Origin of the sequence: Brachybacterium phenoliresistens (assembly GCF_000576425.1) — a bacterium.
In the GTDB taxonomy this organism is placed as follows: domain Bacteria; phylum Actinomycetota; class Actinomycetes; order Actinomycetales; family Dermabacteraceae; genus Brachybacterium; species Brachybacterium phenoliresistens.
In genome coordinates, this window is record NZ_KK070005.1 from 46,544 (window position 1) to 72,473 (window position 25,930).

Sequence of the window (25,930 nt, forward strand, 5' to 3'; positions counted from 1 at the left end):
CCTGTGTCCTGCACCCCAGACGTCCCACCGGCCCGGGACGTCTGGGAGGCAGGACGCCGAGCAGTCGATAGGATCCCAGCCATGCCCGAGACCGCCCCCGCCGCCGCGCCCGCCCCCGACTTCGACCTCGTCCTGGTCGGCTCGGGACTGGGGATCTACGCCTTCGCCCGCGCCTTCCACGAGCAGTACGGGACCGTGGCGACCATCGTGACGAAGGTGGGCCTGGAGCCCATGCGCCGTTCGGTGGCCTGCGACCTCGTCGAGCTCGGCTCCTCCGCCGGGGACGCGGACATGGTCGGTGCGCTGGTGGACCTCGCCGTCTCCCGCGGCGGCGTGCGCCCGCAGCTGCTGCTGTGCAACGCCGATTCCGTCGTGCAGCTGCTCAGCGACCACCGCGAGGCCCTCGAGCCCCACTACGAGATCCCGATCCTCGACGCGGAGACGCTGGACCGCGTCTCGGACAAGGCGGAGTTCGCTCTGCTGTGCGAGGCGCACGGCGTGCACGCCCCGCACACCGAGATCGTCGACATGCGCGGCATCGAGGACGCCGAGGCCGCCGAGGCCTGGCAGCCGCCGACCTTCGACATCCCCTTCCCCCTGGTCATGAAGGCGGCGAAGACGGCCGACATGGCCTCGGTGCGCTTCGCCGCGAAGAAGAAGGTGTGGTTCGTCCAGAGCCCCGAGGAGCTCGACGAGCTGCTGCGCACCATCGCGCGCGCCGGCTACCGCGGCCGCCTGGTCGTCCAGGAGCTGATCCCCGGGGACGACACCGCCATGTGCTCCATCACCGCCTACGTCGACCAGCAGGGGCGGGTGACCCTGCTGACCTCGGCGAGGGTGCTGCTCGAGGAGCACACCCCCGACGCCCTGGGCCGCCCCGCCGCCATGATCACGACCGAGCTGCCGGAGGCCCTCGAGCAGGCCCGCCGCATGCTCGAGGCGACCGGCTGGCGCGGCTTCGCGAACTTCGACGTCAAGGAGGACCCGCGCGACGGGGTCCTGAAGTTCTTCGAGGTCAACCCGCGGATCGGCCGGAACCTGCACTACAACACCGCCGCCGGGGCGAACGTCTCCCGGGTGGTCGTCGCCGACCGCATCGAGCACCGCGAGATCGAGCCGCTCACCCGCTACGACGAGATCCTGTACTCGCTGGTGCCCCTGCCGCTGCTGCTGCGCTACGTCACCGACCCGGCCCAGCGCCGCTGGGTGCGCACCGTCGCCCGCCGCGGCACCGCGAACCCGTGGGCCTACCCCGCCGAGGGCGCCTGGGCCAAGCGCTACGCCTGGATGGTGGCGCTGAACCACGTGAAGAAGTTCCTGCGCTACTACCCCCGCCCCACCTCCACCGGCTTCTGACGCGCCCCTCCCCTCCGCGCACCCCGCCGGGCCCCGGCGCGCCCGCACGCCCCGCCCGACGGGCCTCGGCGCCCGCACGCCCCGCCCCGCGAGCCCTCCCCGCGAGCCCCTCCAGCCCGCGAGAAGTCATTTTCTGTCGCTTGAAGCCCTGTTCAAGCGACAGAAAACGACTTCTCGCCGCTCCCACCTGTCGGCCACCGCACCGCCTGTCGCCCACCGCACCGCGTGTCGGCCGCCACACCGAATCCCGCCGGAATCCTCGTGCGCTCACCGGCAGCGTCGGCCTTCCGTCGCCGTCCTCGAGGCACGCTCCGCGCGCCGTCACCCGCGCCGTCCTCGCGACACGACGGCGGCCCCTGCGCGGTGCGCCGTCCCCACGGCACGACGGCGGTCCCTGCACGCGCGCCGTCCTCGCGGGCATGTCGACCGAGCACTCTGGGGAGGAGTACCACGTCGGCACTGCGACCAAGGGGATGTGGAGGACGACGCGGATGGTTCGCGCTGCGCTGGCACGGTGGCGCCCATGCCTCATCCGCTTCTCCCTCTGCCCGCTCCGATCGCCGATCGGGTCTTCTCCCTCGCCGAGGCGCGCGACCTGGGCGTGCAGCCCGAGCGTCTGCGACGCCAAGACGTCCGGCGCATCGGCCCAGGGCTCTACGCTCCGGCAGGTGCGATGCCGAGCGAGATCGCGATCGCGGCCGCCCTGCAGCACGACCGGCCCGATGCTGTCGTCTCCCGGCTCAGCGCCGCGCGCATCTGGGAGCTTCCGCTGCCGCGATCCGTCCTGCAGAAGCAGGACGCGCCGGTGGATCTGACGCTTCCTCCCGGATCGCGAAGGCTGCGGCGCGCCGGAACCCGGGCGCGCTTCGCTCCTCTGCCTCCGACGAGCATCACGACGGTCGGGCCGGTACGGATCACGACGCGCGCCCAGACGTGGCGTGATCTGGCCGGCGCCGATGCGCACCTCTCCGACCTCGCCCTGACGCAGATCGGAGACCACCTCGTGCGGTCGCCGCGGCCGTGGGCCGAGAACAGGAGGACGGGCCCGTGGGCCACTCTCGAGGGTCTGGCGCACCTCGTCGCATCGAGCCGGGGTCGGCCCGGAGCGGTCCGGGCGGCACGTGTCCTGGACCAGGTGCGCGTGGGCGCCGATTCCCCGCGAGAGACCGAGCTGCGCCTGAGGCTCCTCGCCGCCGGAATCCCCGAACCGCTGCTCAACGTCCCGGTGATCGGTCCGCACGGCAGGCCGATGCACGAGCCGGACCTCCAATGGCCGCAGTGGCAGGTCGCGGCGGAGTACGAGGGAGCGGACCATCGCACCGCGGCACAGGTGCGCCGCGACATCGACCGTGCCGAACGCCTCCGGCGCATCGGATGGACCGAGATCCGCCTCATGAACGACCACATGCACGACTGCGCACGCGAGGCCGTGGACCGCGTCCGGCGCGCGCTGGCCGAGCGGGGATGGCAGCCATGACCGCGCGAGGTCCGCCCCCATGGCGACCTCGGCATGGTCGCCACGCCCCGTGAGACGCCAGAGGTCGATCTGCGTCGCATGAGCCCCTGTTCACGCGACGCAGATCGACATGTCGCGGTGCGGCGGACGGCGCCGAGGTGCGGGCCGAGCCTGCGGCGGAGGCGCCGAGGCAGAGGCCGGGTCGGGCACGGGCGGGGTCAGGCGGGGCGGAAGGCGGGGCTGACCTGCTTGCCGGCGGCGAGGATGGTCGCGGTGGCCAGCTCGGTGAGGGAGTCGGTCAGGCGCGGGTCGCCGCGCAGGCCCTGCTGGTCGTAGACGACGCTGAGCTCGGTGCAGCCCAGCACCACGGTGCCGGCGCCGCCGTCGATCGCCTCGGCGACGCAGCCCTCGAACATCTCCATGTCCACCGGGCGCCCGGCCTTGACCTGGTCGTAGATGATCGCGTTGACGCGGTCCTGGAGGTCGCGCGAGGGGATCCAGGCGCGCGCCCCGGCCTGCTCGAGCGCCTGCTGGTACACCTCGGCGCGCACGTTGCCCTCGGTGGCGAACACGGCCACCGGGGCCACGGCGCCGCCCCCGGCGGAGGCGCCGGCCCCGGCGGAGGCGGGGGCGCCGACGCGGCGGGCGGCGACCTCGGCGGTGAGCTCCACGATGCTGAGGAACGGCGCGGTGGTGGCCTCCTCGGCCTGGCGCACGAAGTGATGGGCGGTGTTGCAGGGCATCACCAGCAGCGTGGCCCCGGCCCGCTCGAGCATGCGGGCGTCGCGGGCGATGACGATGCCGGGGTCCGGGGCCGCGGGGTCGAGGATCCGCGCGGTCCGATCCGGGGTGGTCGAGTGCTGGGAGACGAGCAGATCCAGGTGGTCCTGGTCGCTGGCGGCATCGGTGGCCCGGACGAGGATGTCGAGGAACACGCTCGTCGCCGCCGGGCCCAGCCCGCCGAGCACGCCCACGACCTGCGCGGACCAGTCCTCCGGCGCGATCCGCCCGCCCGGGCCCGCGCTCACCGGAAGTCCTCGGGACGGTAGTAGCGATGGAACTTGCGCACGTAGTTGAGCATGGCCGCGGCGATGGTCGCCCAGCGGCGCGGGTCCTTCTCCACGCCCGGGTACAGCAGGGGGTTGCGCACGCGGCGGGCGGCGACGACGCGGCGCAGCTGCTCCTTGGCATCGGGCAGGGTCGTGTAGCGGCGCACCAGGGCGACGGGGACCACGGTGTACAGCGCCTCCTGCTGCTCCTGGAGGATCTCGCCGGCCGCTCCGAGGCCCTCGCCGAGGTGCTCGCGCACGTACCAGGTCACCGGGTTGTGCCCGCCGGCGGTGACGTAGTAGTTCGAGCGGCCCAGACGCGGGTTCAGCTCGAAGAACTTGGTGCGCCCGTCGCGGTGGTCGTACTTGAGGTCGAAGTTGGCGTAGCCGGTCCAGCCCAGCTCGCGGACCAGCCGCTGGGCCTGGTCGACGACGTCCGGGTCCACGGCGGTGATGATCGCGGCCGGGTTGCCGATGGCGCCCGGGCTGTGCTCCTCCAGCAGGGTGCGCCCGTAGGAGGCGAAGCGCACCCGGGAGTCGGCGTCGCAGTAGCAGGTGAGGATCCGCATGGCCTGGTCGTCGCCGGGGACGCGGTCCTGGACGATGATCGACTCGCGGTACCCGGCCTCGCGGATGCGGCGCAGCAGGTCCAGCAGCTCGGCGCGGGAGGCGACGGTGTGGACCTTCGACTTGCCGGCGAAGTCCGCCTTCTTCCACTCCGAGACCTCGGCCGGCTTGGCGATGACCGGGTAGGTGAAGGGGACCTCGAGGTCGGGGTCGACCTCCTGGGCGAGATCGACGACGCGGGTGGCGGGGTGGTCCACGCCCAGGCGCTCGCACAGGGCCGTGAAGTTCTGCTTCTCGGTGCCGGCGCGGAAGGCGTCCATCCCGACGTACGGCGCGGTCCAGCCCCCGGGCAGGGCGCCCATCGTGTCGCGCACGGCGATGATCGCCTTGACGGTCGCATCGGCCGAGCCGAGCAGCATCACCGGCGCGCCGGAGTGTGCGGCGGCCACCTGCGCGAGGACGGGGGCGAGCTGCGCGGGGTCGAAGGGATCCGGGCAGGAGACGTTCTCGATGATCGCGGAGCGGTCCACGTGCCAGCCGCGCAGCCGGCTGATGACGATCGAGCGCACACCGTAGGCCTCGTGGAACGCCCGCGCCAGGGAGTAGGCGCCGATGTCGCCGCCCACGATCACGGGCTGGACGGGCGGTGCGGCGGGCACGGGTGCGGCATTCGACATGACGTGCAGTCTAGGTGCGGCACCCTCGACAGAGGATGCGACTCTCCCTACCCTTGCTCCATGACCACCGATGACGTGACGACCGACACCCGGTTCCTCCTCTCCTCGACCGCGACGCCCTCGGGCTCGGTCGTGGCGCCGCAGCAGCTGGTGACGGAGCTGGGCGGGGAGGACCTCTCTCCGGATCTCTCCTGGACCGGGGCCCCGGAGGGCACCGCGTCCTTCGCCGTGACGTGCTACGACCCCGATGCCCCGACGGGGTCGGGGTTCTGGCACTGGATCGCCTGGGACATCCCGGGCGATGCCACCTCCCTCCCGCTCGGCCTGGCCCGCGACGATGCGAGCCTCCAGCAGGCGGTCAACGACTTCGGCCGACGCGGCTACGACGGCCCGCAGCCCCCGGCGGGCCCGCCGCACCGGTACATCTTCACCGTGCATGCGCTGCCGGTGGCCCAGCTCGGCGTGGACGCCGATCAGCCGCATGTCCAGGCGCGCTTCGCGATCTTCACCCAGCAGCTGTCCTCCGCCTCCTTCACCGCGACCTATCAGGCCCAGTAGCCCTCTACCAGGTGACGCCCCGGGGCACCAGGGGGAAACACTCACCAACGCTCCGGGCGCATCCCCTGTCAGGGGGTTCCGCTGCCGCCATAGTGTCGTTCCATGCACGCACGAACCTGTGGTCACCGCACCGACGGAGCCCCGGGGCAGGGCCGGAGATCATCCCTCGGGAGGACCCGGTCCCTCCCTGGGGAGGATCCTTCGGCGCCCGAGCGATGGGAGCCTGGCACCATGTCCGAGACGCACCGTCCCTCCTCCCCGACCCTCAAGGTCCTCCTGACGACCGACTGGTGGGAGCCGGTCGTCAACGGCGTGGTCGCCTCGGTGACCACGCTGCGCCGCGAGCTCGAGTCCCTGGGCTGCGAGGTCCGCGTCCTGACGCTCGCCCCCGGCCTGCGCTCGCGGCGACGTGACGGCGTGTACGAGCTCGGTTCCGTCTCCGCGGCGCTGGTCTACGACCAGGCCCGCATCGGGATGCTCTCCAACCGCGGGGTGCTGCGGGAGATCCTCGACTGGGGACCGGACGTCGTCCATTCGCAGTGCGAGTTCTCCACCCATGTGTGGGCGCGGCGGATCGCCCGCGACCTCGACGTCCCCCTAGTGCACACGTACCACACGATCTACGAGGACTACACCCACTACTACTCCCCCAGCCGCACGATGGGCCGCAAGGCCGTGGCGACCTTCTCGCGCAAGCTGCTGCACTCGACGGACGCGGTGATCGCGCCGACAGCGAAGGTGGCCCGCCTGCTGGAGGGCTACCGGGTCGAGCGGCCCGTGCACGTCGTCCCCACGGGGCTGGACCTGGAGCGCTTCCGCCCGGCGCGCACGGCGGCGGAGCGGTCCGATGCCGCCTCCCTGCGCGAGAGCCTGGGCATCGCGCCCCAGGACACGGTGCTGCTGTCGGTGTGCCGCCTGGCCAAGGAGAAGAACCTCGACGAGGTGCTCGACCACGTCGCCGCGGTCGACCGTCCCGACGCCGTGCTGGTGCTGGTGGGCGACGGCCCCTACCGCGCCGAGCTCGAGGAGCGCGCCGCCCGGCTGGGCGTGTCCGATCGGGTCCGCTTCGTCGGTGTCGTCGACCCCGAGGAGGTGGCCCGCTGGTACCGGATCGGCGACGTGTTCGTCAGCGCGTCGCTCTCGGAGACCCAGGGGCTGACCTTCATCGAGGCCCTCGCCTGCGGCCTGCCGCTGCTGTGCCGCCGCGACGAGTCCCTGGAGGCCGTCGTCCTCGAGGGCGAGACCGGGTACTGCTACGAGGACTCCGCCGGCTTCGAGCGCGGGCTGTCCGCGATCGCCGACTCCTCCGCGCAGCGCGAGCGGATGGCCGCCGCGGCGCTGGAGCACGCCCGCACCACCTGCGGGGCGGAGGCCTTCGCCCGCTCCGTCCTGGACGTCTACAGCGGGGTCGTCGCCCGCCGGGCCGATGCCCGGTACATGGGCGCCGCCCTCACCGCGGCATGCCTGATGGGCGAGGACCTGGGGGTCAGCGCATGAGCACGGTCGCGCCGATGGCCGCAGACGCCCGCCGCACCCTGGCCGAGGGCCTGGAGACGGTGGATCGCCGGGTCAGCACGCTGCGCGCCGCGCAGCGCTCCACGCAGACGCCGGCCCCGTCGGAGGCATCGGCCCCCTCGGAGGCATCGACCGCATCGGCCCCGGCGCACAGCGCCTCGGCCCGCCGCGACCCGCTGCGCATCATCGCCCGCCTCGCGCCGCTGGCCGGGCTGGCGGTGTGCGCCGCTCTGATGGCGTGGGGCATGCAGTCGGGGGTGCTGCGCTCGCTGGAGCACCTGCAGAGCTTCATCGACTCCCTGGGTCTGTGGGGGCCGCTGGTGTTCTTCGGCGCCGCCCTCGCCGCGACGGTGTTCCCCATCGTCCCCGGCGGGCTGCTGGTGATCGCGGCGCCGCTGCTGTTCGGCCCCGTCGAGGGGATCCTGTACAGCTACCTCGCGATCTGCGCCGGGTCCATGCTGAATTTCGCGATAGGCCGGCAGGTGGGCCTGGGGCTCATCGAGCGGATGTTCTCCCCCCGCACGGTCGAGAAGTACCTGGGGTGGACGCGCAGCGGCCACTTCTCGCGCGCCTTCGCCGTGGCGATCGTGCTGCCCGTCGCCCCCGATGACCTGCTGTGCTACCTCGCCGGCACCACCCGGATGCGCTGGCGCACCTACGCCCTGATCATCTTCGCCGGCAAGCCCTGGACGCTGCTGGCCTACGGCCTCGGCGTCTCCGCCCTGCTCACGAGGTTCTGGCCGTGGTGACCGCGACCCGCCCCGGCGGCCCCCGCCGCGGCCCGGCCGCCGCCACCGGCCGCGTGAGCATCCACGCGTTCTCCAAGGCCGATTCCGTGCAGGGCCAGGGCGTCGGCTCCGCCTACCTCGAGCAGGTCGCGCTGATCACGGCGGAGCTCGGCGACGAGTTCGACGTCGTCGACCGTGCCCGTCGCGCCGGGGACGTGAACCACTTCCACTCCATCAACCCGGAGTTCCTGGCGCGGGTGCCGATGATCCGGCGTCGCGGACGCACCGTCGGCCACGTGCACTTCATCCCCGAGACCGTCCACGACTCGATCACGCTGCCCCGCCCGGCGCGGGCCGTCTTCGACGCGTACATGCTGCGGTTCTACCGTTCGATGGACCAGCTGGTGACGGTGAACCCCTGGTTCATCCGCAAGCTCGCCGAGGACTACGGCTTCGACGCCGAGCGCATCGCGTTCATCCCCAACTTCGTCTCCGAGCAGGACTTCCGCCCGCTGACCGATCCCGAGGGCGCCGCGCAGGTCGCGGCGCTGCGGGAGGAGCTGGGGCTGGACCCGTCGCGCCCGGTGGTGCTGTGCGCCGGGCAGCTGCAGGTGCGCAAGGGCTTCTTCGACTTCCTCGACGTGGCCCGGGCGATGCCCGATGTGCAGTTCCTGTGGGCCGGCGGGTTCTCCTTCGGCCGGATCACGGCCGGGCACTCCCGCATCCGGGAGGCCGCCGAGGACCTGCCGGCGAACGTGCGCCTGCTCGGGATGGTCCCGCGGGAGCGGATGAACCTGCACGTCAACCTCGCCGACTGCTTCTTCCTGCCGTCCTTCGAGGAGCTGTTCCCGATGACGATCCTCGAGGCGATGGCGGCGCACACCCCGGTGGTGGTGCGCGAGCTCGTCTACTACGAGGGGGTCCTCGCCGACTACGCGCGGCGCGTGGAGGCGGAGTCCGGGCAGATCGCGCCGTTCGTGGAGGCGCTCGAGGGCGTCCTGGCGCCGGGGCCGGTGCGCGAGCAGGCCCGGGATGCGGCCCGGCGCGGAGCCGCCGCCTACGACCGGGCGAGCGTCGCCCGGCAGTGGCGGGAGTTCTACCGCGGGGTCGCCGCCGGCTGACCCCGCCGCGCGGGGGGAGCCGCGACGGTCAGCGGCGGTCGCCCCACAGGACCAGCGCCCCGCCGGAGCTGGGGCGTCGCGGACGCTGCCCCCGGCGCAGCGCGCTGACCTGCCCGCTGCTGTCGGCGGCGAAGACCCGGCCGTCCGTGCCGGCCAGCTTCTCGACCGCGGCGTGGACGGCGGAGAGCTGGTCGCTGAGGTCGCGCACCTGGTCCTGCAGCTCGAGGATCCGCTTGATCCCGGCGAGGTTGATGCCCTCCTCCTGGGAGAGGCGCTGCACCTCGCGCAGGCGCACCACGTCGCGGGGGCTGTAGCGCCGGCCGCGGCCGGCGGCGCGCCGCGGGGAGACCAGCCCCATCCGGTCGTACTGGCGCAGGGTCTGCGGGTGCATGCCCGACAGCTCCGCGGCCACGGAGATCACGAACACGGGGGCGTTCTCGTCCAGCCGATGCGATGCGGCCACTGCTCTCCACCTCCTGGTCCAGCGTGGCGTCCGGCCCGGCCGCGGGCGCGGCCGGGCCGCCGGCTCAGCGCGCCGCGGCCTCCGTGAGGCCTCGACGCGGATCCTCGTCGGCGAGCGCGGCGCGCAGGTCCTCGACCGCTGCGCGGGCCTTGCCCTCGACGTGGCTCGGGACCGCGACCTCGAGAGTGACCAGCAGGTCGCCGGTCCCCTTGGAGGTCTTCAGCCCCTTGCCCTTGGCGCGCAGGGTCCGCCCCGAAGGGGTCCCCGCGGGCACCTTCATGCGCACGCTCCCGCCGTCGAACAGCGGGACCTCGAGGGTGGTGCCGAGCACCGCCTCGTCGAAGGAGACGGGCACGGTAATGCGCAGGTTGGCGCCGTCGGCCGACCACACCGGGTGCGGGGCGACCTCCAGGGTGAGCAGCAGGTCCCCGGCGGGCCCGCCGTGGATGCTGGGCTGTCCCTTGCCGCGCAGGCGGATCTTCTGCCCGTCGTGCACCCCTGCGGGGATGCGCGCGGTCACGTTTCGACCGCCCACGGTGACCGTGAGCTCCGTGCCCTCGGCGGCCTGGCGGAAGCTGAGCTTCGCCCTCGCGCTGAGATCGGCCCCGGCCGGCGGGGTGCGCTGCGCGGTCGACGGGCCGGCGCCGGCGAAGCCGCCGCCCCCGCCGAACATCGACAGGATGTCCTCCATGGAGGGGTTGGCGCCCCCCGGGCCTGCGGGCCCGGCCGGGCCGCCGAAGCGGACGTTCCCGCCGCCCGGCGCGCCGCCGAACATGGCCGAGAAGACGTCCTCGAAGCCGCCGGCCCCGCCGCCGGGACCGGAGGCGAAGCGGGCGCCGCCGGAGCCCATGGCACGGATCGCGTCGTACTGCTGGCGCTGCTCCGCGTCGTTGAGCACGGAGTACGCCTCACCGACCGCCTTGAAGCGGTCCTCCGCGGCGGGGTCGCCGGGGTGGCGGTCCGGGTGCAGCTCCTTGGCCTTCTTCCGGTACGCCTTCTTGATCTCCGCCGCGGTCGCGTCCTTCGAGACGCCGAGGACCGCGTAGAAGTCCTTGTCGAGCCAGTCCTGTCCGGACATGCGCGCCTCCTTCCAGGAGCGTGGGACGTGGATGCTGGGGGTGGCGGGGCCGCCGGAGCGATGCTCCGACGGCCCCGCCGGGGGTCACTGCGGGCCGTAGGTGGCCACGCGGGCCGGCCGCAGCACGCGGCCGTTCATCCGGTAGCCGGCCTGCATGACCATCTTGACGGTGTTGACCTCGACCTCGTCGGAGTCCTCGTGCATGAGGGCCTCGTGGATGGTCGGGTCGAACTCGTCCCCCACGGCGCCGAAGCGCTCGAGCCCGTGGGCACCCAGCGCGCTCTCGAGCTTCTGGCTGATCGCGTGGAACGGGGTCCCCTCGACGATGTCGCCGTGCTGGCGGCCCAGGTCGATGTCGTCGAGCACGCCGATCAGCGAGGAGATCACCCGGCCGATGGCCGCCTCCTTGCCCGCCTCCGCGCTCGCCTCGATCCGTCGGCGGGAGTTGACGTACTCGGCCTGATCGCGCTTGAGCGTCTCGGAGAGGTCGGCGACCTGCTTCTCGAGCTCGGCGACGCGGGAGTCGTCGGCTCCCGACGCGGCCTGCTCGAACAGCTCCGCGGCCTCGGCGTCGATCGGGTCGACGTCCTCGGCGGCGGGATCCGCCGGAGGACGGACGCTGCCGTCCTCCGGGTTCACCTTGCGCTTGTCCGTGAAGGAGAACCGCGGCTCGCCCTGCTCCGAGCCTTCGGCCGGGTCCGGGGTGCTGTGGTCCTCGCTCATCACTTCTTCTCCTCGTCCTCGTCCACGATCTCGGCGTCGACCACGTCATCGTCCTCGGAGGAGGACGCCCCGGACTCGGCGCCGGCCTCGCCCTCGGGCGCGGCCTGCTGCTGCGCGTAGATGGCGGTGCCGACGGCCTGCAGGGCCTCGTTCAGCGCATCGCGCGCGGACTCGAGGTCGGCGGTCGCCGCGTCCTCCTTGGCCAGGGCCTCCTTGGCGGAGGAGATGGCGTCCTCGGCCTTGGTGCGGTCGCCGTCGGCGACCTTGTCCGCGTTGTCCTTGAGCAGGGTCTCGCCCTGGTAGACGAGCTGCTCGAGGGTGTTGCGGGCGTCGGCGTTCTTGCGGCGCTCCTCGTCCTCGGCGGCGTGGGCCTCGGCGTCCTTGACCATGCGGTCGATCTCCTCATCGGACAGCGCGGAGCCGCCGGTGATCTGGATGGACTGCTCGTTGCCGGTGCCGCGATCCTTCGCGGTCACGTGGACGATGCCGTTGGAGTCGATGTCGAAGGTGACCTCGATCTGCGGGATGCCGCGCGGCGCGGGGGCGATGCCGGTGAGCTCGAAGGTGCCCAGCAGCTTGTTGTCGCGGGTGAACTGACGCTCGCCCTGGAACACCTGGATGGCCACCGAGGGCTGGTTGTCGTCCGCGGTGGAGAACACCTCGGAGGTCTTGGTCGGGATGGCCGCGTTGCGCTCGATGAGCTTGGTCATCACGCCGCCCTTGGTCTCGATGCCGAGGCTCAGCGGGGTGACGTCCATGAGCAGCACGTCCTTGCGGTCGCCCTTGATGACGGCGGCCTGCAGGGCGGCGCCCACGGCGACGACCTCATCGGGGTTGACGCCCTTGTTGGGCTCCTTGCCGGTGAGCTCCTTGACGACCTGCGACACGGCCGGCATACGGGTCGAGCCGCCGACGAGGACCACGTGGTCGATGTCGGAGAGCTTGACGCCCGCGTCCTTGATGACCTGGTGGAAGGGCGCCTTGGTGCGCTCGAGGAGGTCCTTGGTCATGTCCTCGAATTGCGCACGGGTGAGCTTCTCGTCCAGGTGCAGGGGGCCGTTCTCCGTCATGGAGAGGTACTGCAGGGAGATGTTGGTGCTGGACGCCGAGGACAGCTCCTTCTTCGCCTGCTCGGCGGCCTCCTTGAGGCGCTGCAGGGCGATGCGGTCCTTGCCGAGGTCGACGCCGTCCTTGGTCTTGACCTGGGAGATCAGCCAGTCGACGATCTTCTGGTCCCAGTCGTCGCCGCCGAGGCGGTTGTCGCCCGCGGTCGCCTGGACCTGGATGGTCGAGCCGTCCTCGTCCTTGCTCACCTCGAGCAGGGACACGTCGAAGGTGCCGCCGCCGAGGTCGAAGACCAGGATCTGCTCGTCGTCCTTGCCCTTCTCGAGGCCGTAGGCGAGGGCCGCGGCGGTGGGCTCGTTGATGATGCGCAGGACGTTCAGGCCGGCGATCTGCCCGGCGTCCTTGGTGGCCTGGCGCTCGGAGTCGGAGAAGTACGCCGGCACGGTGATGACCGCGTCGGTGACCGTCTCGCCCAGGTAGGACTCGGCGTCGCGCTTGAGCTTGCCCAGGATGCGGGCGGAGATCTCCTGCGGGGTGTAGCTCTTGTCATCGATCTGGGTGGTCCAGTCGGTGCCCATGTGGCGCTTGACCGAGGAGATGGTGCGGTCGACGTTGGTGACCGCCTGGCGCTTGGCGACCTCGCCCACGAGGACCTCGCCCTGCTTGGAGAAGGCCACGACGGAGGGGGTGGTGCGCAGGCCCTCGGCGTTGGCGATGACGGTGGGCTCGCCGCCCTCGAGGACCGCGACGACCGAGTTGGTGGTTCCGAGGTCGATTCCGACGACACGGGACATGGGTGCCTGCCTTTCTGCGGCGCGAGCCGCACTGTGCGCGCGCCCCGACGGGGGCGCAGCTTGAGCTGTACGGACTCAAGTACAGGACCGTGGCGCGGACCTGTCAAACGGGCTGTCACCGAACTTGAGTACATCTGACTCAACTACGCGGTCGGCCCCCGCATTCCCGGGCGGAGAGGGTGTGTCGGGCGTCACTGCGGACTACCCTCGGAGGATGAGCCTCGACGACGACGCCACCGCCTCTGCCCGCCCGGATCTCAAGCCCCGCAGCCGGCAGGTGACCGACGGGCTGTCCGCCACCGGCTCCCGCGGGATGCTGCGCGCGGTGGGGATGGGCGACGCCGACTGGGAGAAGCCGCAGATCGGCATCGCCAGCTCGTGGAACGAGATCACCCCGTGCAACCTGTCCCTGGACCGCCTGGCGCGCGCCGCGAAGGAGGGCGTGCACGCCGGCGGCGGGTACCCGCTGCAGTTCGGGACGATCTCGGTCTCCGACGGGATCTCGATGGGTCACGAGGGCATGCACTACTCGCTGGTCTCCCGGGACGTCATCGCCGACTCGGTGGAGACGGTGATGCAGGCCGAGCGGCTGGACGGGTCCGTGCTGCTGGCGGGATGCGACAAGTCGCTGCCGGGCATGCTGATGGCCGCGGCCCGCCTGGACCTGGCGAGCGTGTTCGTCTACGCCGGGACGATCATGCCGGGGCGCGTGACGCTCTCGGACGGCACCGTCAAGGACGTCACCCTGATCGATGGCTTCGAGGCGGTGGGCGCCTGCGCCCGCGGGCTGATGAGCCGGGAGGACGTCGGCCGCATCGAGCGCTCGATCTGCCCGGGAGAAGGGGCCTGCGGCGGCTACTACACGGCCAACACGATGGCGAGCGTCGCCGAGGCGATGGGCATGTCTATCCCGGGCTCGGCCACGCCGCCGTCGGCCGATCGCCGGCGCGACGCGCATGCCCGCCAGGCCGGCGAGGCGGTGGTGGGGATGCTGCGCCAGGGGATCACCGCCCGGCAGATCATGACCCGCCCCGCCTTCGAGAACGCGATCGCCGTGGTGCAGGCCTTCGGCGGCTCCACCAACGCCGTGCTGCACCTGCTGGCCATCGCGCACGAGGCGGAGGTCGACCTGTCCCTCGAGGACTTCGCCCGCATCGGCGCGAAGGTGCCGCATCTGGCCGATCTCAAGCCCTACGGACGCTTCGTCATGAACGACGTCGACCACGTGGGCGGGATCCAGGTGGTCATGAAGATCCTGCTGGACGAGGGCCTGCTGGACGGGGACTGCCTGACCGTCACCGGCCGCACCGTCGGCGAGAACCTCGAGGCGCTGAAGCCGCTGCCGGCCGATGGCACGGTGCTGCGCCCGGCCTCCGCGCCGATCGCCCCGACCGGCGGGATCACCATCCTGCACGGGAGCCTCGCCCCGGAGGGGGCGGTGGTGAAGTCCGCCGGCTTCGAGGCGGACGTGTTCGAGGGGACGGCGCGGGTCTTCGACCGCGAGCAGCAGGCGCTGGACGCCCTGGCCGATGGCACCATCGACCACGGCGACGTGGTGGTGATCCGCTACGAGGGGCCCAAGGGCGGTCCGGGCATGCGCGAGATGCTCGCCATCACCGGCGCCATCAAGGGCGCGGGCCTGGGCAAGGACGTCCTGCTCATGACCGACGGGCGGTTCTCGGGCGGCACCTCCGGGCTGTGCGTGGGGCACATCGCCCCGGAGGCCGTGGACGGCGGCCCGATCGCCCTGGTGGAGGACGGGGACCGCATCCGCCTGGACGTGGGCGCCGGCGGCCTGGACCTGCTGGTCGATCCGGCCGAGCTCGAGCGGCGCCGCGCCGCCTGGACCCCGCCCGCGCCGGTCGCGCGGCGCGGCGTGCTGGGCAAGTACGTGCGCCTGGTGCAGTCCGCCTCGCGCGGCGCGATCCTCGACGGCTGAGCCGGGGCGCCCACGCGGGCGCGGGCCGGGGTGCGGGTGCGGGTGCGGACGCAGGGAAAATGCGGTGCCGAGCCCGGCACTGCGGGGCTACGGTAACCCGATGCGCGATGAGCTGGAGCCGAGACCCGATGACGAGCAGGCGCTCGGCGGAGGCAATGCCACCGCCGGCGTGGTGCGGGTCGGTGACACGGTGCGCAAGCCCTGGACCCCGTCGGCCGCGGGGGTCCTCGACTTCATGGCGCACGTGCGGGCGCAGGGCGTGGACCTGCCCGAGCCCCGCGGCCGCGACGCGCAGGGACGGATGGTCACCGAGTTCGTCCCCGGCCCGATCGCCCTGGACGGCCCGCCGCTGACCCGCGGGGAGCTGGGACGCGCGGGGGCGATGATCCGCGCGATCCACGATGCGAGCGAGAGCTTCCGGCCCGCCGCTCCCCTGCCCGCGGGGATCCTTCCGGTCGAGGGCGCCGATCTCATCTGCCACAACGACCTCACCCCCTGGAACCTGGTGGTCGGCGAGCGCTGGGTCTTCATCGACTGGGACGGCGCGGGGCCGAGCACGCGGCTGTGGGATCTGGCGTACTCGGCGCAGGCCTTCACCCTGAACGACGCGACCGCGGATCCCGCCGCCGCGGCGGCGGATCTCGCGGCCCTCGTGGACGGCTACGGGGCCGATGCGGCGCTGCGGGACGCCCTGCCCGCGGCGATGGCCCGGCGCACCCGCGCGATGCTCGACCTGCTGGAGTCCTCGCACCGGGCGGGACGCGAGCCCTGGGGGTCGATGTTCGTCTCCGGGCACGGCGAGCACTGGCGGCGCGCCGCCGAGCACGTGGCGCGCCACCAGGAGCTGTGGGCCCGGGCGCTCACGCCCTGACGCCGCAGGGAGCGGGACCCGCCCGGGCCGGGACCGGTCAGCCGACGCTCGCGCGCGGCGCCCCGATCCCCGGGTCGATCCTCGGCACCTCGCCGGAGCCCGGCCGGATGTCGATGTCGAAGATGTCCAGCGGCAAGTACACCGTGGCGCAGGCGTTGGGGATGTCGACCACGCCGGAGAGCCGGCCCTCGATCGGCGCGGCGCCCAGCAGCAGGTAGGCCTGCTCCTTCGACCAGCCGAAGGTGGACAGGTAGTCGATCGCGTGCAGGCAGGCCCGCTGGTAGGCGAGATGGGAGTCGAGGTAGCGCTGCTCGCCGTCGAGCGTCACCGAGGTGCCCGAGAAGGACAGCCACCGGCTGTGCTGCGGCGCGGTGTTGCCCGGCATGAAGATCGCGTTCTCGGTGACGCCGTACTTCTCCATCCCGCCCTCGATGACGTCGACGTGCAGATCGATGAACCCGCCCATCTCGATGCCGCCGCAGAAGGTGATCTCGCCGTCGCCCTGGGAGAAGTGCAGGTCGCCGAGGGACAGGTTCGCCCCGTCCACGAAGACCGGGTAGAACACGCGGGTGCCCTTGGTGAGGTTCTTGATGTCCTGGTTGCCGCCGTTCTCGCGCGGCGGGGCGGTGCGGGCGGCCTCTCCCGCGACCCGGTCCCGATCGGCCTCGGGGACGCCGCCGAGGATCGCCCCGTCGGGCTCGGGCGGCAGCGCCAGCGGCGGCACCCGCTCGGGATCGGTCGCGATGAGGGCGCCCTCGCGCTGGTTCCACCGCGCGAGCAGCTCCGGCGACGGGGCGGTGCCCATCAGGCCGGGATGGATGATGCCGGTGAACTCGACGCCGGGGACGTGGCGGGAGGTGGCCCGGTCGCCGCGGAAGTCCCAGATCGCCTTGTACGCGTCGGGGAACTGGTCGGTGAGGAAGCTGCCGCCGTTGCGCTTGGCGAAGATGCCCGTGTAGCCCCAGCCCTGCCCGGCCAGCGGCCCGGAGTCCTCCTGCGGGATGGGGCCGACGTCGACGATGTCGACGATCAGCAGGTCCCCCGGCTTCGCGCCCTCGATGCGGAACGGCCCGGACAGGGCATGGACCGTGTTCAGCGGCGCGGCGGCGATGTCCTCGGCGGAGTCGTCGTTGTGGATCGCGCCGTCGAACCATTCCCGGCAGTCGACACGGAAGGTGTCGCCGGGCCGGACGCTCACGGCCGGCGGGATGTCGGGGTGCCAGCGGTTGTGGCCGAGGTGCTCCTGCTCGGTGAAGGGCTTGGCGGAATCCAGCGGGAAGACGTTCGTCGGCATGGCAGTCCTGCTTCCTCTCATCCACGGCGGGCCCGCGGCTCGGACCCGCTCGTTCCGGGCCGCGCCTCAGGGGCGGGGCAGTCTCGCGTGGCGCGGGTCGCGGGTGATGCGGGCCGGGCGGCGGTCCCCCGCCCCGGGCACGCGGTCCACGACCGCCGGGGCATGCGCGCTGTCCTCCGCGGCGGAGATGGCGCGGGCCTGCGCCGTGGCCAGGCGGCTCAGCCCGGGGGCGCTGATCAGCCGCCTCGAGGTGCCGCCGCAGTCGGGGCAGGGGGCCGTGCGCTCCTCGGCCGCGATCGGCAGCACGCGCTCGTGCAGGTGGTCGCTCTCGCAGCGGAACTCGTAGACGGGCACCCGGGCCTCCTTGTGAAACGCGTTACAACTGCGGCCAGCATAGGTCCGGGCACCGGTGCGCGTCCTGCGAACGGGCGACGCGGACGGCAGGTCACGGTCCGGTCACGACGCCCAGCGCCCAGCGCAGCGCATCGGGCAGCACGACGCCCGCGTGATTCGGGCTGTGCCCTCCGTCGCCGAGCACCAGTCGCAGGTCGTAGCCCGCCTCGGCGAGCGCGGCACCGGTGCGGAGGTTCTCCGCGAGCCAGTTCCCCTGCGGCCGGTCGTGGCCGAGGTCCCGATGCCCGATCTGCAGCAGGTACCGCACCGGCCTCGGCGGCACGGCGGGGATCAGGGCGGGATACGGGTTCCCGCCCGGCATCTGCGCGAAGCTGGACAAGAAGCAGATCGCCGCGCCGAACAGGTCCGGACGATGCCAGGCGACGGTGAAGGCGGCATTGCCGCCGCTGCTGCCGCCGCAGACGACGCGGCGCGTCGGATCCTCGCAGATCCGGTGCCTCGCCCGGACCTCGGGCAGCACCTCCTGCTCGAGGAAGCGGGCCAGGGCGTCGTCCTCGCGGTCGTACTCGACGTTGCGCTGGCGCGGCGCCTCCGGGCCCGGTTCCGCGTCGCGAGTCCCCGGATCCACGAAGACGCCGATGGTCGGGGGGATCACCCCGTCGTGGGTGAGGTTGTCCAGCACGATCCCGCCGCGCACTTCGCCCTCCGGGTCGAGATACCAGGTGCCGTCGAGGAAGACGACCAGTGCCGCGTCCTCGCCCGCGCGCACGCCGTCCGGGACATGGATCACGACCTGGCGGCGGGTGCCCGGGAAGATCCGGCTGCCGGTGAGCTCGAGGGTCTCGGCGGCCCCCGCGGGGACCTCGGGGCGGCGATGCGAGTCCGGGCCGTGCGCGTACTCGACGCCGTCGAGATCCGCGGGGAGGGGACGGTACGGGACGCGGGGGCTCATGCCTGCACGCTATGCCCGGGCGCCGCCCCGGGCCAGAGGATTCCCCGGTGCCGTGCTCCGGACCCTGGTCCGGCCCGTGCTGTCCGGCCCGGGCTCCCCTGCCGTGATCAGGATATCCCCTGGTGGGGGGCTTGCGGCAAGGGCCCCCGGATCGACCAGAATCCCGTCCCATGCCTGCGCCCTCCCGCTCCGCCCTGTCCTCCGCCGCCCTGCCCCCCGCCGCCTCAGCCCGCAGCGCCGATGCCGCTCAGTTCGCCCGGATCGACCGGGCTCTCGCCCGGACCCTCGCCGATCTCGAGGACCGCACCGCCCGCGCTCTGCGCTCCCCCGCCCGCGACGGCCAGGAGCGCCTGGAGCGGGACGCCGAGGTGCACCGCCTGGAGTCCCGGCGACGCCTGCTGTCTCGCGCGTCCCGGGACGTGTGCCTGGGGCGCATCGTCCCCGCCGACGGCTCCGCGCCGCGGTACATCGGCCGCATCGGCCTGTCCGACGAGGACGGGCGCCCCCTGCTGGTGGACTGGCGCTCCCCTGCCGCGGAGCCCTTCTTCGCCGCCACCCGTGCCCGCCCCCTGGGGCTCGCGGCGCGGCGCCGCTACCGCTGGCGCGACGGGGAGCTGCTCGCCTCGTGGGACGAGTCCTTCCTCGAGGACGGGTCCCCGGGCGGCGCCGACCCCGGGGACGAGGAGGCCGCGGTGCTCGACGAGGACTCCGCCTTCCTCGCCTCGCTCGCCGAGGCGCGCACCCCGCGCATGCGCGACGTGCTCGCGACCATCGCGGCGGATCAGGACGCGATCATCCGCGCCGATGCGAGGCATCCGCTGGTGGTCGACGGCGGCCCGGGGACGGGCAAGACGGTGGTGGCCCTGCACCGGGCCGCCTACCTCTCCTACGCCGATGTGCGGCTGCGCGAGCGCGGCGGAGGGATCCTGGTGCTCGGTCCGCACCGGCCCTATCTCGACTACATCGCGGACGTCCTGCCGGGACTGGGCGAGGACGAGGTGCGCGCCGCCGTCCTCCGGGACCTGGTGCCCGAGTCCGCCGTCGCCGTGCCGGAGCCCGATCCCGAGGTCGCCGCGCTGAAGGCCGATGCCCGCATGGTCGCCGCGATCGAGCCTGCCGTCGCCCTGTACGAGGAGCCGCCGCAGGAGGAGGTGCGCCTCGAGATCGGCGGCACGGAGGTCGTGGTGGACGCCGCGGACTGGGCCGATGCCTTCGCGGCCGTCGAGCCGGGCACCCCGCACAACGCCGCCCGGCCGCAGATCCTGGAGGAGCTCGCCGAGGTCGTCGGCGCCCGGCTCGAGGACGCGGCCTCCTACGATGCGGACGGCCGGGCGATCGACCTGCTCGGGAGCACGCAGGTCCTCGCCGCCCTGCGACGCAGCGCGGAGCTGACCCGTGCGCTCCATCGGGCCTGGCCGCTGCTGGAGGCGACGGACCTCGTCGGCGACCTCTGGGAGGTCCCCGCCTACCTGCGCCGCTGCGCGCCCTGGCTCACCGCCGCGCAGCGCGCCTCGCTGCGGCGGCCGGAGCCGACGGCCTGGACGGACGCGGACCTGCCGCTGCTGGATGCCGCCCGCCACCGTCTGGGGGATGCCCGCATCGAGCGGGGCCGCGCCCGCCGCGAGGCCGCCCGGGCCACCGCGCGGGAGCAGATGGCCCCCGTCATCGACGACCTGGTGGCCGCGGACGGCACGGAGATGCGCCAGATGTCCATGCTGCGCGGCGAGGACATGGCCGAGGCGCTGCTCGGCGAAGGGCCTGCGGTCCGGGAGGCGGATCTCTCCGGGCCGTACGCCCATGTGATCGTCGACGAGGCGCAGGAGCTCACCGACGCCCAGTGGGCGATGGTGCTGCGCCGCTGCCCCTCCCGGAGCCTGACCATCGTCGGCGATCGGGCGCAGGCCGGCGGCGGCTTCGCGGGGACGTGGGCGGAGCGTCTGGACCGCGTCGGCATCGGCCGGGTGCGGCAAGAGGTGCTGCGCGTGAACTATCGGACGCCGCATGAGGTGATGGACGTGGCCGCCCCCGTGATCCGCGCCGCCGTCCCCGATGCGAACGTCCCGCTGTCGATCCGGGAGGCGGGCGTCCCGGTGCGCCACGGCACCCCGGACGAGCTCGCGGGGATCCTGGCGGAGTGGACGGGCGCGCATCCCGCGGGGACGGCCTGCGTGATCGGCGCCGACCTGCCGGCGGGCACGGACCCGCGGGTGCGGGCGCTCTCCCCGCTGCAGGCCAAGGGCCTCGAGTTCGACCTGGTGGTCCTGGTGGAGCCGGAGGCCCTCGGCGAGGGCCGGGCGGGGGCATCGGCCCGCTATGTGGCCATGACCCGCAGCACCCGGGAGCTGGTGATCCTCAGCCGGGGGTGAGCGGTCGCGGGGCGTGGCGGGCGGCGAGATCCTCGGCCGCCTCGCGGATCAGGGCCCGGGCCCGCGGGGGCCCGAGCACCTCGATGTGCTCGGCGAACTGCAGGAGCTGGCGGACGCCGCGCACATCGGCGAATCGGACGGTCATGGCGCACCAGCCGTCCTCCTCCTCGCCGATCGCGGCGATGCGGGATCCGAGGACCCGCCGGGCGAAGTCCCGCCAGGTGCTGCGCAGACGGGTGGTGACCAGGACCTCCGGGGCATCGGTCGTGCGCAGCTGCTGCCAGGTGCTGGCCAGGGTCGCGCCGGGGCGGTGGCGCACGGCCTCCGCGAGCGGCCGGTGCCCGCTCAGCCGCTCGAGGGCGAACAGGCGCGGCTCCCCGCGCGTCGGGCCGGGGGCATCGGCCACCAGGTACCAGCGTCCGGCCTTGGAGACCAGGCCGTAGGGGTCCACGACGAGGCGGGCCGGTCGCTCCTGGCCGCTGCGTCGGTAGTCGATCTCCCATCGGGTGCGGGCGCGCAGGTCGAGCACGAGATCGGCGGGCTCGACCCCCTCCTGCGGCGGCGCGAGCCAGGGGCTGTTCTCGATGATCACCAGCTCGGACAGGGAGGCCGGCTGGTGCACGGCGCGGGTGGCGAGCTTGCGGGCGGCCGTCTCGTGCACCTCGCCCAGGCCCAGCCGTTCGCGCTGCGCGGCGTCGAGGCCGGCGAGCTCGAGCGCCTCGATCTCGCGCGGCTCGAGACGGGAGAGGTCCAGGCGGGAGCCGGGCAGCAGGACGATCCCGCCGCCGTGCCCGCGCTCGGTGTACACCGGCACGCCCATGGCGGAGAGGGCCTCCACGTCGCGCAGCACGGTGCGGCGGGAGACCTCCAGACGCTCGGCGAACTCGGCCGCGGTCATGCGGCCGCGGGTCTGCAGCAGAAGGATCATCGAGAGCAGCCGGGAGGATCGCACGGAAGAAGTCTCGAGGGACATGACATGCCCTGTCACCTTCGGTGCGAAGAGTGGACCGCGCACGGCCGTCCGGCCGCGCGCCCCCGACCGAGGAGTCACCATGACCGCCCCGAACCTGTTCCTGCTCTACGTCTCCGATGCCGAGGCCTCCACCGCGTTCTACGCGGAGCTGTTCGCGATCGAACCGGTCTTCGTCACCCCGCGCTACGTGGCCTTCGAGGTGGCGCCGGGGGTGCTGTTCTCCCTGTGGTCAGGGCTGGACGGCCGGGACGCCGCGGCGAGCACCGACCCGGCCACGCCGCGCACCTCCGAGGTCGGGCTCATGCTCGAGGGCGGGCCGGAGCGGATCGACGAGGTCTTCGCGCAGTGGCGCGGCATGGGCGCGCGCGTGGTCGAGGCGCCGCACGACGCGGTCTTCGGGCGGACCTTCGTCATCGCCGATCCCGACGGGAACCTGGTGCGCGTCTGCCCGCGGGACTGATCCGGCCCCGTGCCCGGGCGCGATGCGTCCGGGCACGGGAGCGGCCCCTGCCCGGGGTCGGGCAGGGGCCGCAGCTGTGCCGGATGCGGATGCTCCGCGCCGTCCGCCGGGGGCGGGATCACTCCCAGGTCGCCGTGTCGGGGTCGACGCCGTGGCGGCGCGCGTTCTCCTCGACCGCGGAGCGCAGCCAGAGCGCCAGTCCCGGTGCGGAGGCGTCGTAGTGCGCGGTGAAGCGCGGATCGTCCGTGTACATCCGGGCCAGGATCACCTGGCGGCCATGGTCGCAGTCGTAGCTGCGGCCGATCCAGGCGCGGTGGCGCTCCACGAGCTCCGCGGCCTCTGCGGAGCCGGGATCGACGCCGCGGCCGAGAGCATCGGCCATATCTGCCTCGAGCGCGCGCATCTCCTCGGTGAAGCGCTCCCAGTCCTGGGCGGTGTATGCGGCGGTGCGCTGCGCGGACTGCGCGAAGGCATCGGTGCCGCCCCAGCGCTCGCGCGCCTCCTCCTGCCAGGCGGGATCCCAGTCGGTGCCGAAGATGCGCGCCTGCTCCTGGACGCTCAGCGTGATGGTGGGGTCGTTCTCGGTCATGGTGGTCCTCTCGATCATCTGGTCGACGGCCTGGGCCGTCCGGGTGAGCCGGCGGATCCTCTCGGCGAGGAGCTCCCGCTGGCGGATGAGGTGCTCGCGGGGGTCGACATCCGGGTCGTCGAGGATCCGGCCGATCTCCGCGAGCGGCAGACCGAGCTCGCGGTAGACGAGCACCCGGTGGATCCGGGCGACGTCCGCCGCGCTGTACAGGCGGTAGTCCGACCAGGTGCGGCCGCTCGCGACCACCAGGCCGATCTGCTCCCAGTGGTGGAGGGTCCGCACGCTCACCCCGACCAGCGCTGCCACGCGGCCGACGGTCAGCGTGCTCTCCTCCGGGCTCCGGCTCGTCGCCGTCCTGTTCGTCTCGGTCATGGCTCCACCCCACTGCCTCACGTCGCGTCAGGGTCAAGCATCCCGCGGCCGAGGCCGCGGCCGGGAGCCCTCGAGGGCGATCCGCAAGGACGGGGCGCAGGCCCGCACCACCTCGTCGCCGCTCAGGCGGGCGATCGGCTCGATGCGCAGCACGTAGCGGGTCAGCAGCAGCCCCGACATGATCGCCGCGGCGGCCGCGGCGCGGGCGGCGGCGTCCCGGCCGCCGATGACCTCCTCCAGCCGGGCGACCAGCCGGCGGCCGATGTACTCCTGCACCAGCCGGTGGCCGGGACCCTCGTCGATCCCCTCGCGCAGCAGGGCGCGGAAGCCTGCGGCGACCTCGGGACGGTCCCAGAGGCTCACCGCGGCGGTGAGCAGCGCGGTCGCGAGATCGGCCGGACGCCGGGCGAGGACGCGGTCGATGACCTCGCCGGGTGTGATGAGCACGTCCATCACCGCGCGCAGGAGCCCTTCCTTGGATCCGAACCAGTAATTCACCATCGCATGGTCGACCCCGGCCTCCTGGGCGATGGAGCGCACCGTCGCCCGGTCGTAGCCGCGCTCCATGAACTGCCGGGTGCCTGCGGCGATCAGCCGATCACGCACCTGGGAGGGTCCGGGCGGACGGCCCGCTCGAGAATTCACCATGGTGGCATTGTGGCCCCGGTCGGCGGAGCATGGCGGCATGGACGCCATCGACCCCGCTGACACCCACGACCGCGAGCTCGAGCTCGAGACCCAGGCCCTCGTCGCCGGCGGCGGGCCCGCCGGACTGGTCACGGGCCTGCTGCTGGCCCGCCAGGGCGTGGACGTCATCGTCCTGGAGAAGCACGCGGACTTCCTGCGCGACTTCCGCGGGGACACGATCCATCCCTCGACCCTGGCACTGCTGGAGGAGATCGGGCTGCTCGAGGAGTTCCTCGCCCTCCCCCACGACCGGATGACCCGGGTGTCCGCCGGCATCGGCGGGCGCGTCTACCCGCTGGCGGACATGCGCCGCCTGCCGGTGCGCTGCCGCTTCGTGGCGCTCGCACCGCAGTGGGATTTCCTCGAGATGCTCGCGCGGGCCGCGGGCGAGCTGCCGAGCTTCCGTCTGCTGCGCTCGAGCGAGCTCACCGATCTGATCGTCGAGGACGACACCGTCGTCGGCGCCCGGGTCCGGAGCCCGCAGGGCGAGCGGCGGATCCGCGCGCGAGCGGTGATCGGCGCCGATGGCCGCAGCTCGCGGGTTCGGGAGGCCGCCGGCCTGCGGTCGGTGGTCACGGGCGCGCCGATGGACGTGCTGTGGCTGCGCCTGCCCCGCCGACCCGACGAGAGCCTTCCGCTGTTCTCCGCCGGGGCCGGGGCGCTGATCTGCCTGGACCGCGGCGAGTACTGGCAGGTGGCGCTGGTGGTGCCGAAGGGCGCGGTCGCGCAGCTGCGCGGGCGGCGGCGCCCGATGGAGGAGGTCCGCGCGCGCATCGCGGCGACCCGTCCGGAGCTCGCGGACCGGGCGCAGGACCTGGAATGGGCCGATGTGCACGAGCTGCGGGTCCGCGTCGACCACCTTCCGGTGTGGCATCGGCCGGGCCTGCTGTGCATCGGCGATGCCGCGCATGCGATGAGCCCCGCGGGCGGGGTGGGGATCAACCTGGCGGTGCAGGACGCGGTGGCGACCGCGCGGATGCTCGGCCCGGTGCTCGCCGAGCGGCCCGCGACCGCGGCCGAGCTCGACGCGGTGCGGCGCCGTCGGCTGCCCGCGGCGCGCATCACCCAGCGCATCCAGGCCGTCGGCTTCAGGCGGCTGCTGAGGCCGACGCTGGAGGGCCGGCTCCAGGAGGCGCCCCTGCCGGTGCGGGTGATCTCGAGGCTGCCCGTGCTGCAGCACCTGCTGGGACGCGTGATCGGTCTGGGGGTGCGGCCGGAGCGGTTCCTGCGACGCACCGTGCGAAGCTGACGCCATGACCTCTGCGCGCTCACGCCCCGCCCCCGGGGACGCGCCCCGCACCGAGCCGGCCGCGGACCGTCCTGACCCGGTCGCGGCCGGTCCGGCGGCGCCGGTGCTGACGCTGTTCTGCGGACCGCCCGGGGCGGGCAAGACGACCCTGGCCCGCCGTCTCGAGGCCGAGGGGGCCGGGCTGCGGATCTGCACCGACGACTGGCAGGACGAGATCGGGATCCCGCCGACCGATGCCGAGGCGCACGAACGGCTGCAGGCCCGGCTGTACCGGCTGGCGATGCAGCTGCTCGAGCGCGGCGTGGACGTGATCCTCGAGGACGGTCTGTGGATGCGTGCGGAGCGCACCCGGGTGTTCGCCGATGCCCGCTCCCGCGGCGCCCGCGTGCGGTGGCACGTGTTCGACGTCGCGCCGGAGGAGCTGGAGCGCCGCCTCGCATCCCGCGCCGCCCGGGGCGAGCCGGGCACGGTCCCGGTCTCCCCGGCCGAGCTGGCCCGGATCCTGACGCTCTTCGAACCTCCTCGCGCCAAGGAGCTGGCAGCGGTCGACGAGGTCACCCTGCACCGGTGACGCGCTCGCGGCCACGCCGCAGCGGCCTGCGAAGTCCTCAGATCGCGCCGCCGCGGCGCTGCCCGGCGGTGCTGCGTCGCGCATCGCGCCGGGGCCGGCCGCG

24 protein-coding genes are annotated in these 25,930 nt (G+C 73.4%); 12 read left to right on the forward strand and 12 right to left on the reverse strand.

Features of this window, described 5'->3' with window-relative positions:
• Positions 1 to 81: 81 nt before the first annotated feature.
• Complete coding sequence (locus tag BF93_RS16445; protein ID WP_038374147.1) at positions 82 to 1,356, forward strand: carboxylate--amine ligase; 1,275 nt, start codon at positions 82 to 84, stop codon at positions 1,354 to 1,356.
• Between the two features lie 475 nt (positions 1,357 to 1,831).
• Entirely contained in the window at positions 1,832 to 2,833 is a 1,002-nt protein-coding gene (locus tag BF93_RS16450) for a hypothetical protein (protein WP_156954184.1), read from the forward strand.
• Between the two features lie 197 nt (positions 2,834 to 3,030).
• On the opposite strand, the gene BF93_RS16455 is transcribed toward BF93_RS16450, so the two are convergent.
• Together BF93_RS16455 and BF93_RS16460 are read right to left on the reverse strand one after the other, a co-directional pair.
• Positions 3,031 to 3,840, reverse strand: coding sequence for an aspartate/glutamate racemase family protein (locus tag BF93_RS16455; protein ID WP_051487110.1), 810 nt, complete (start codon positions 3,838 to 3,840; stop codon positions 3,031 to 3,033).
• On the reverse strand, positions 3,837 to 5,105 hold the full coding sequence (locus tag BF93_RS16460) for a carboxylate--amine ligase (RefSeq protein ID WP_038374151.1): 1,269 nt from the start codon (positions 5,103 to 5,105) through the stop codon (positions 3,837 to 3,839). The genes BF93_RS16455 and BF93_RS16460 overlap by 4 nt, the downstream gene beginning before the upstream one ends.
• Positions 5,106 to 5,165: 60 nt before the next feature.
• Between BF93_RS16460 and BF93_RS16465 the strand changes: the two genes are divergently transcribed.
• From BF93_RS16465 to BF93_RS16480, 4 genes are all read left to right on the forward strand, one after another.
• The gene (locus BF93_RS16465) at positions 5,166 to 5,663 is read left to right on the forward strand and encodes a YbhB/YbcL family Raf kinase inhibitor-like protein (protein WP_051487111.1); all 498 of its coding nucleotides are present in this window, start codon (positions 5,166 to 5,168) and stop codon (positions 5,661 to 5,663) included.
• Positions 5,664 to 5,894: 231 nt separating this feature from the next.
• Positions 5,895 to 7,160, forward strand: coding sequence for a glycosyltransferase family 4 protein (locus BF93_RS16470; RefSeq protein WP_051487112.1), 1,266 nt, complete (start codon positions 5,895 to 5,897; stop codon positions 7,158 to 7,160).
• On the forward strand, positions 7,157 to 7,927 hold the full coding sequence (locus BF93_RS16475) for a TVP38/TMEM64 family protein (protein WP_232226475.1): 771 nt from the start codon (positions 7,157 to 7,159) through the stop codon (positions 7,925 to 7,927). Before BF93_RS16470 ends, BF93_RS16475 begins: the two co-directional genes overlap by 4 nt.
• Positions 7,921 to 9,027, forward strand: coding sequence for a glycosyltransferase family 4 protein (locus BF93_RS16480; protein WP_051487113.1), 1,107 nt, complete (start codon positions 7,921 to 7,923; stop codon positions 9,025 to 9,027). The genes BF93_RS16475 and BF93_RS16480 overlap by 7 nt, the downstream gene beginning before the upstream one ends.
• 28 nt (positions 9,028 to 9,055) lie before the next feature.
• On the opposite strand, the gene BF93_RS16485 is transcribed toward BF93_RS16480, so the two are convergent.
• The 4 genes from BF93_RS16485 to dnaK form a co-directional block, all read right to left on the reverse strand.
• On the reverse strand, positions 9,056 to 9,490 hold the full coding sequence (locus BF93_RS16485; RefSeq protein ID WP_038374152.1) for a heat shock protein transcriptional repressor HspR: 435 nt from the start codon (positions 9,488 to 9,490) through the stop codon (positions 9,056 to 9,058).
• 64 nt (positions 9,491 to 9,554) lie between these two features.
• A complete protein-coding gene (locus tag BF93_RS16490) occupies positions 9,555 to 10,568 on the reverse strand; it encodes a DnaJ C-terminal domain-containing protein (protein ID WP_038374154.1) in 1,014 nt (337 codons plus the stop codon).
• An 84-nt stretch (positions 10,569 to 10,652) separates the two neighbouring features.
• A complete protein-coding gene (locus BF93_RS16495) occupies positions 10,653 to 11,291 on the reverse strand; it encodes a nucleotide exchange factor GrpE (protein ID WP_038374155.1) in 639 nt (212 codons plus the stop codon).
• Complete coding sequence (dnaK, locus tag BF93_RS16500) at positions 11,291 to 13,150, reverse strand: molecular chaperone DnaK (RefSeq protein ID WP_038374156.1); 1,860 nt, start codon at positions 13,148 to 13,150, stop codon at positions 11,291 to 11,293. Before dnaK ends, BF93_RS16495 begins: the two co-directional genes overlap by 1 nt.
• A 214-nt stretch (positions 13,151 to 13,364) precedes the next feature.
• On the opposite strand from dnaK, the gene ilvD reads away from it, so the two are divergent.
• Positions 13,365 to 15,089, forward strand: coding sequence for a dihydroxy-acid dehydratase (gene ilvD / locus BF93_RS16505; protein WP_038374157.1), 1,725 nt, complete (start codon positions 13,365 to 13,367; stop codon positions 15,087 to 15,089).
• Positions 15,090 to 15,189: 100 nt separating this feature from the next.
• The gene (locus tag BF93_RS16510) at positions 15,190 to 15,960 is read left to right on the forward strand and encodes a phosphotransferase (RefSeq protein WP_038374158.1); all 771 of its coding nucleotides are present in this window, start codon (positions 15,190 to 15,192) and stop codon (positions 15,958 to 15,960) included.
• Between the two features lie 37 nt (positions 15,961 to 15,997).
• Here the strand turns inward: BF93_RS16510 and fmdA are convergent, their stop codons facing one another.
• The 3 genes from fmdA to BF93_RS16525 all read right to left on the reverse strand — a co-directional run bounded on the left by fmdA (position 15,998) and on the right by BF93_RS16525 (position 18,560).
• Positions 15,998 to 17,254 (reverse strand): formamidase, encoded by a 1,257-nt coding sequence (gene fmdA / locus BF93_RS16515; RefSeq protein ID WP_038374159.1) that lies wholly within the window; start codon positions 17,252 to 17,254, stop codon positions 15,998 to 16,000.
• 66 nt (positions 17,255 to 17,320) lie between these two features.
• The gene (locus BF93_RS16520) at positions 17,321 to 17,608 is read right to left on the reverse strand and encodes an FmdB family zinc ribbon protein (protein WP_038374160.1); all 288 of its coding nucleotides are present in this window, start codon (positions 17,606 to 17,608) and stop codon (positions 17,321 to 17,323) included.
• A gap of 91 nt (positions 17,609 to 17,699) precedes the next feature.
• Positions 17,700 to 18,560 carry an alpha/beta hydrolase gene (locus BF93_RS16525; protein WP_038374162.1) on the reverse strand — a complete coding sequence of 287 codons (861 nt, stop codon included), beginning with the start codon at positions 18,558 to 18,560 and terminating at the stop codon, positions 17,700 to 17,702.
• Between the two features lie 170 nt (positions 18,561 to 18,730).
• Here BF93_RS16525 and helR point away from each other — a divergent pair, with 170 nt between their 5' ends.
• Positions 18,731 to 20,926, forward strand: coding sequence for an RNA polymerase recycling motor ATPase HelR (gene helR / locus BF93_RS16530; RefSeq protein WP_038374163.1), 2,196 nt, complete (start codon positions 18,731 to 18,733; stop codon positions 20,924 to 20,926).
• Here the strand turns inward: helR and BF93_RS16535 are convergent.
• Complete coding sequence (locus BF93_RS16535; RefSeq protein WP_038374165.1) at positions 20,913 to 21,878, reverse strand: helix-turn-helix transcriptional regulator; 966 nt, start codon at positions 21,876 to 21,878, stop codon at positions 20,913 to 20,915. The two genes, helR and BF93_RS16535, sit on opposite strands and share 14 nt — an antisense overlap.
• A gap of 100 nt (positions 21,879 to 21,978) precedes the next feature.
• Between BF93_RS16535 and BF93_RS16540 the strand changes: the two genes are divergently transcribed.
• Complete coding sequence (locus BF93_RS16540; protein ID WP_038374166.1) at positions 21,979 to 22,359, forward strand: VOC family protein; 381 nt, start codon at positions 21,979 to 21,981, stop codon at positions 22,357 to 22,359.
• Positions 22,360 to 22,477: 118 nt separating this feature from the next.
• Here BF93_RS16540 and BF93_RS16545 read toward each other — a convergent pair whose 3' ends face one another.
• Together BF93_RS16545 and BF93_RS16550 are read right to left on the reverse strand one after the other, a co-directional pair.
• Positions 22,478 to 23,320 (reverse strand): MerR family transcriptional regulator, encoded by an 843-nt coding sequence (locus BF93_RS16545; RefSeq protein WP_038374168.1) that lies wholly within the window; start codon positions 23,318 to 23,320, stop codon positions 22,478 to 22,480.
• A 33-nt stretch (positions 23,321 to 23,353) separates the two neighbouring features.
• Positions 23,354 to 23,968, reverse strand: coding sequence for a TetR/AcrR family transcriptional regulator (locus BF93_RS16550; protein WP_038374169.1), 615 nt, complete (start codon positions 23,966 to 23,968; stop codon positions 23,354 to 23,356).
• 37 nt (positions 23,969 to 24,005) lie between these two features.
• On the opposite strand from BF93_RS16550, the gene BF93_RS16555 reads away from it, so the two are divergent.
• Both BF93_RS16555 and BF93_RS16560 read left to right on the forward strand, forming a co-directional pair.
• On the forward strand, positions 24,006 to 25,256 hold the full coding sequence (locus BF93_RS16555) for an FAD-dependent oxidoreductase (RefSeq protein ID WP_038374170.1): 1,251 nt from the start codon (positions 24,006 to 24,008) through the stop codon (positions 25,254 to 25,256).
• Positions 25,257 to 25,260: 4 nt separating this feature from the next.
• Positions 25,261 to 25,827, forward strand: coding sequence for a P-loop nucleotide/nucleoside kinase family protein (locus BF93_RS16560; protein ID WP_051487115.1), 567 nt, complete (start codon positions 25,261 to 25,263; stop codon positions 25,825 to 25,827).
• The last annotated feature ends 103 nt before the right edge of the window (positions 25,828 to 25,930 follow it).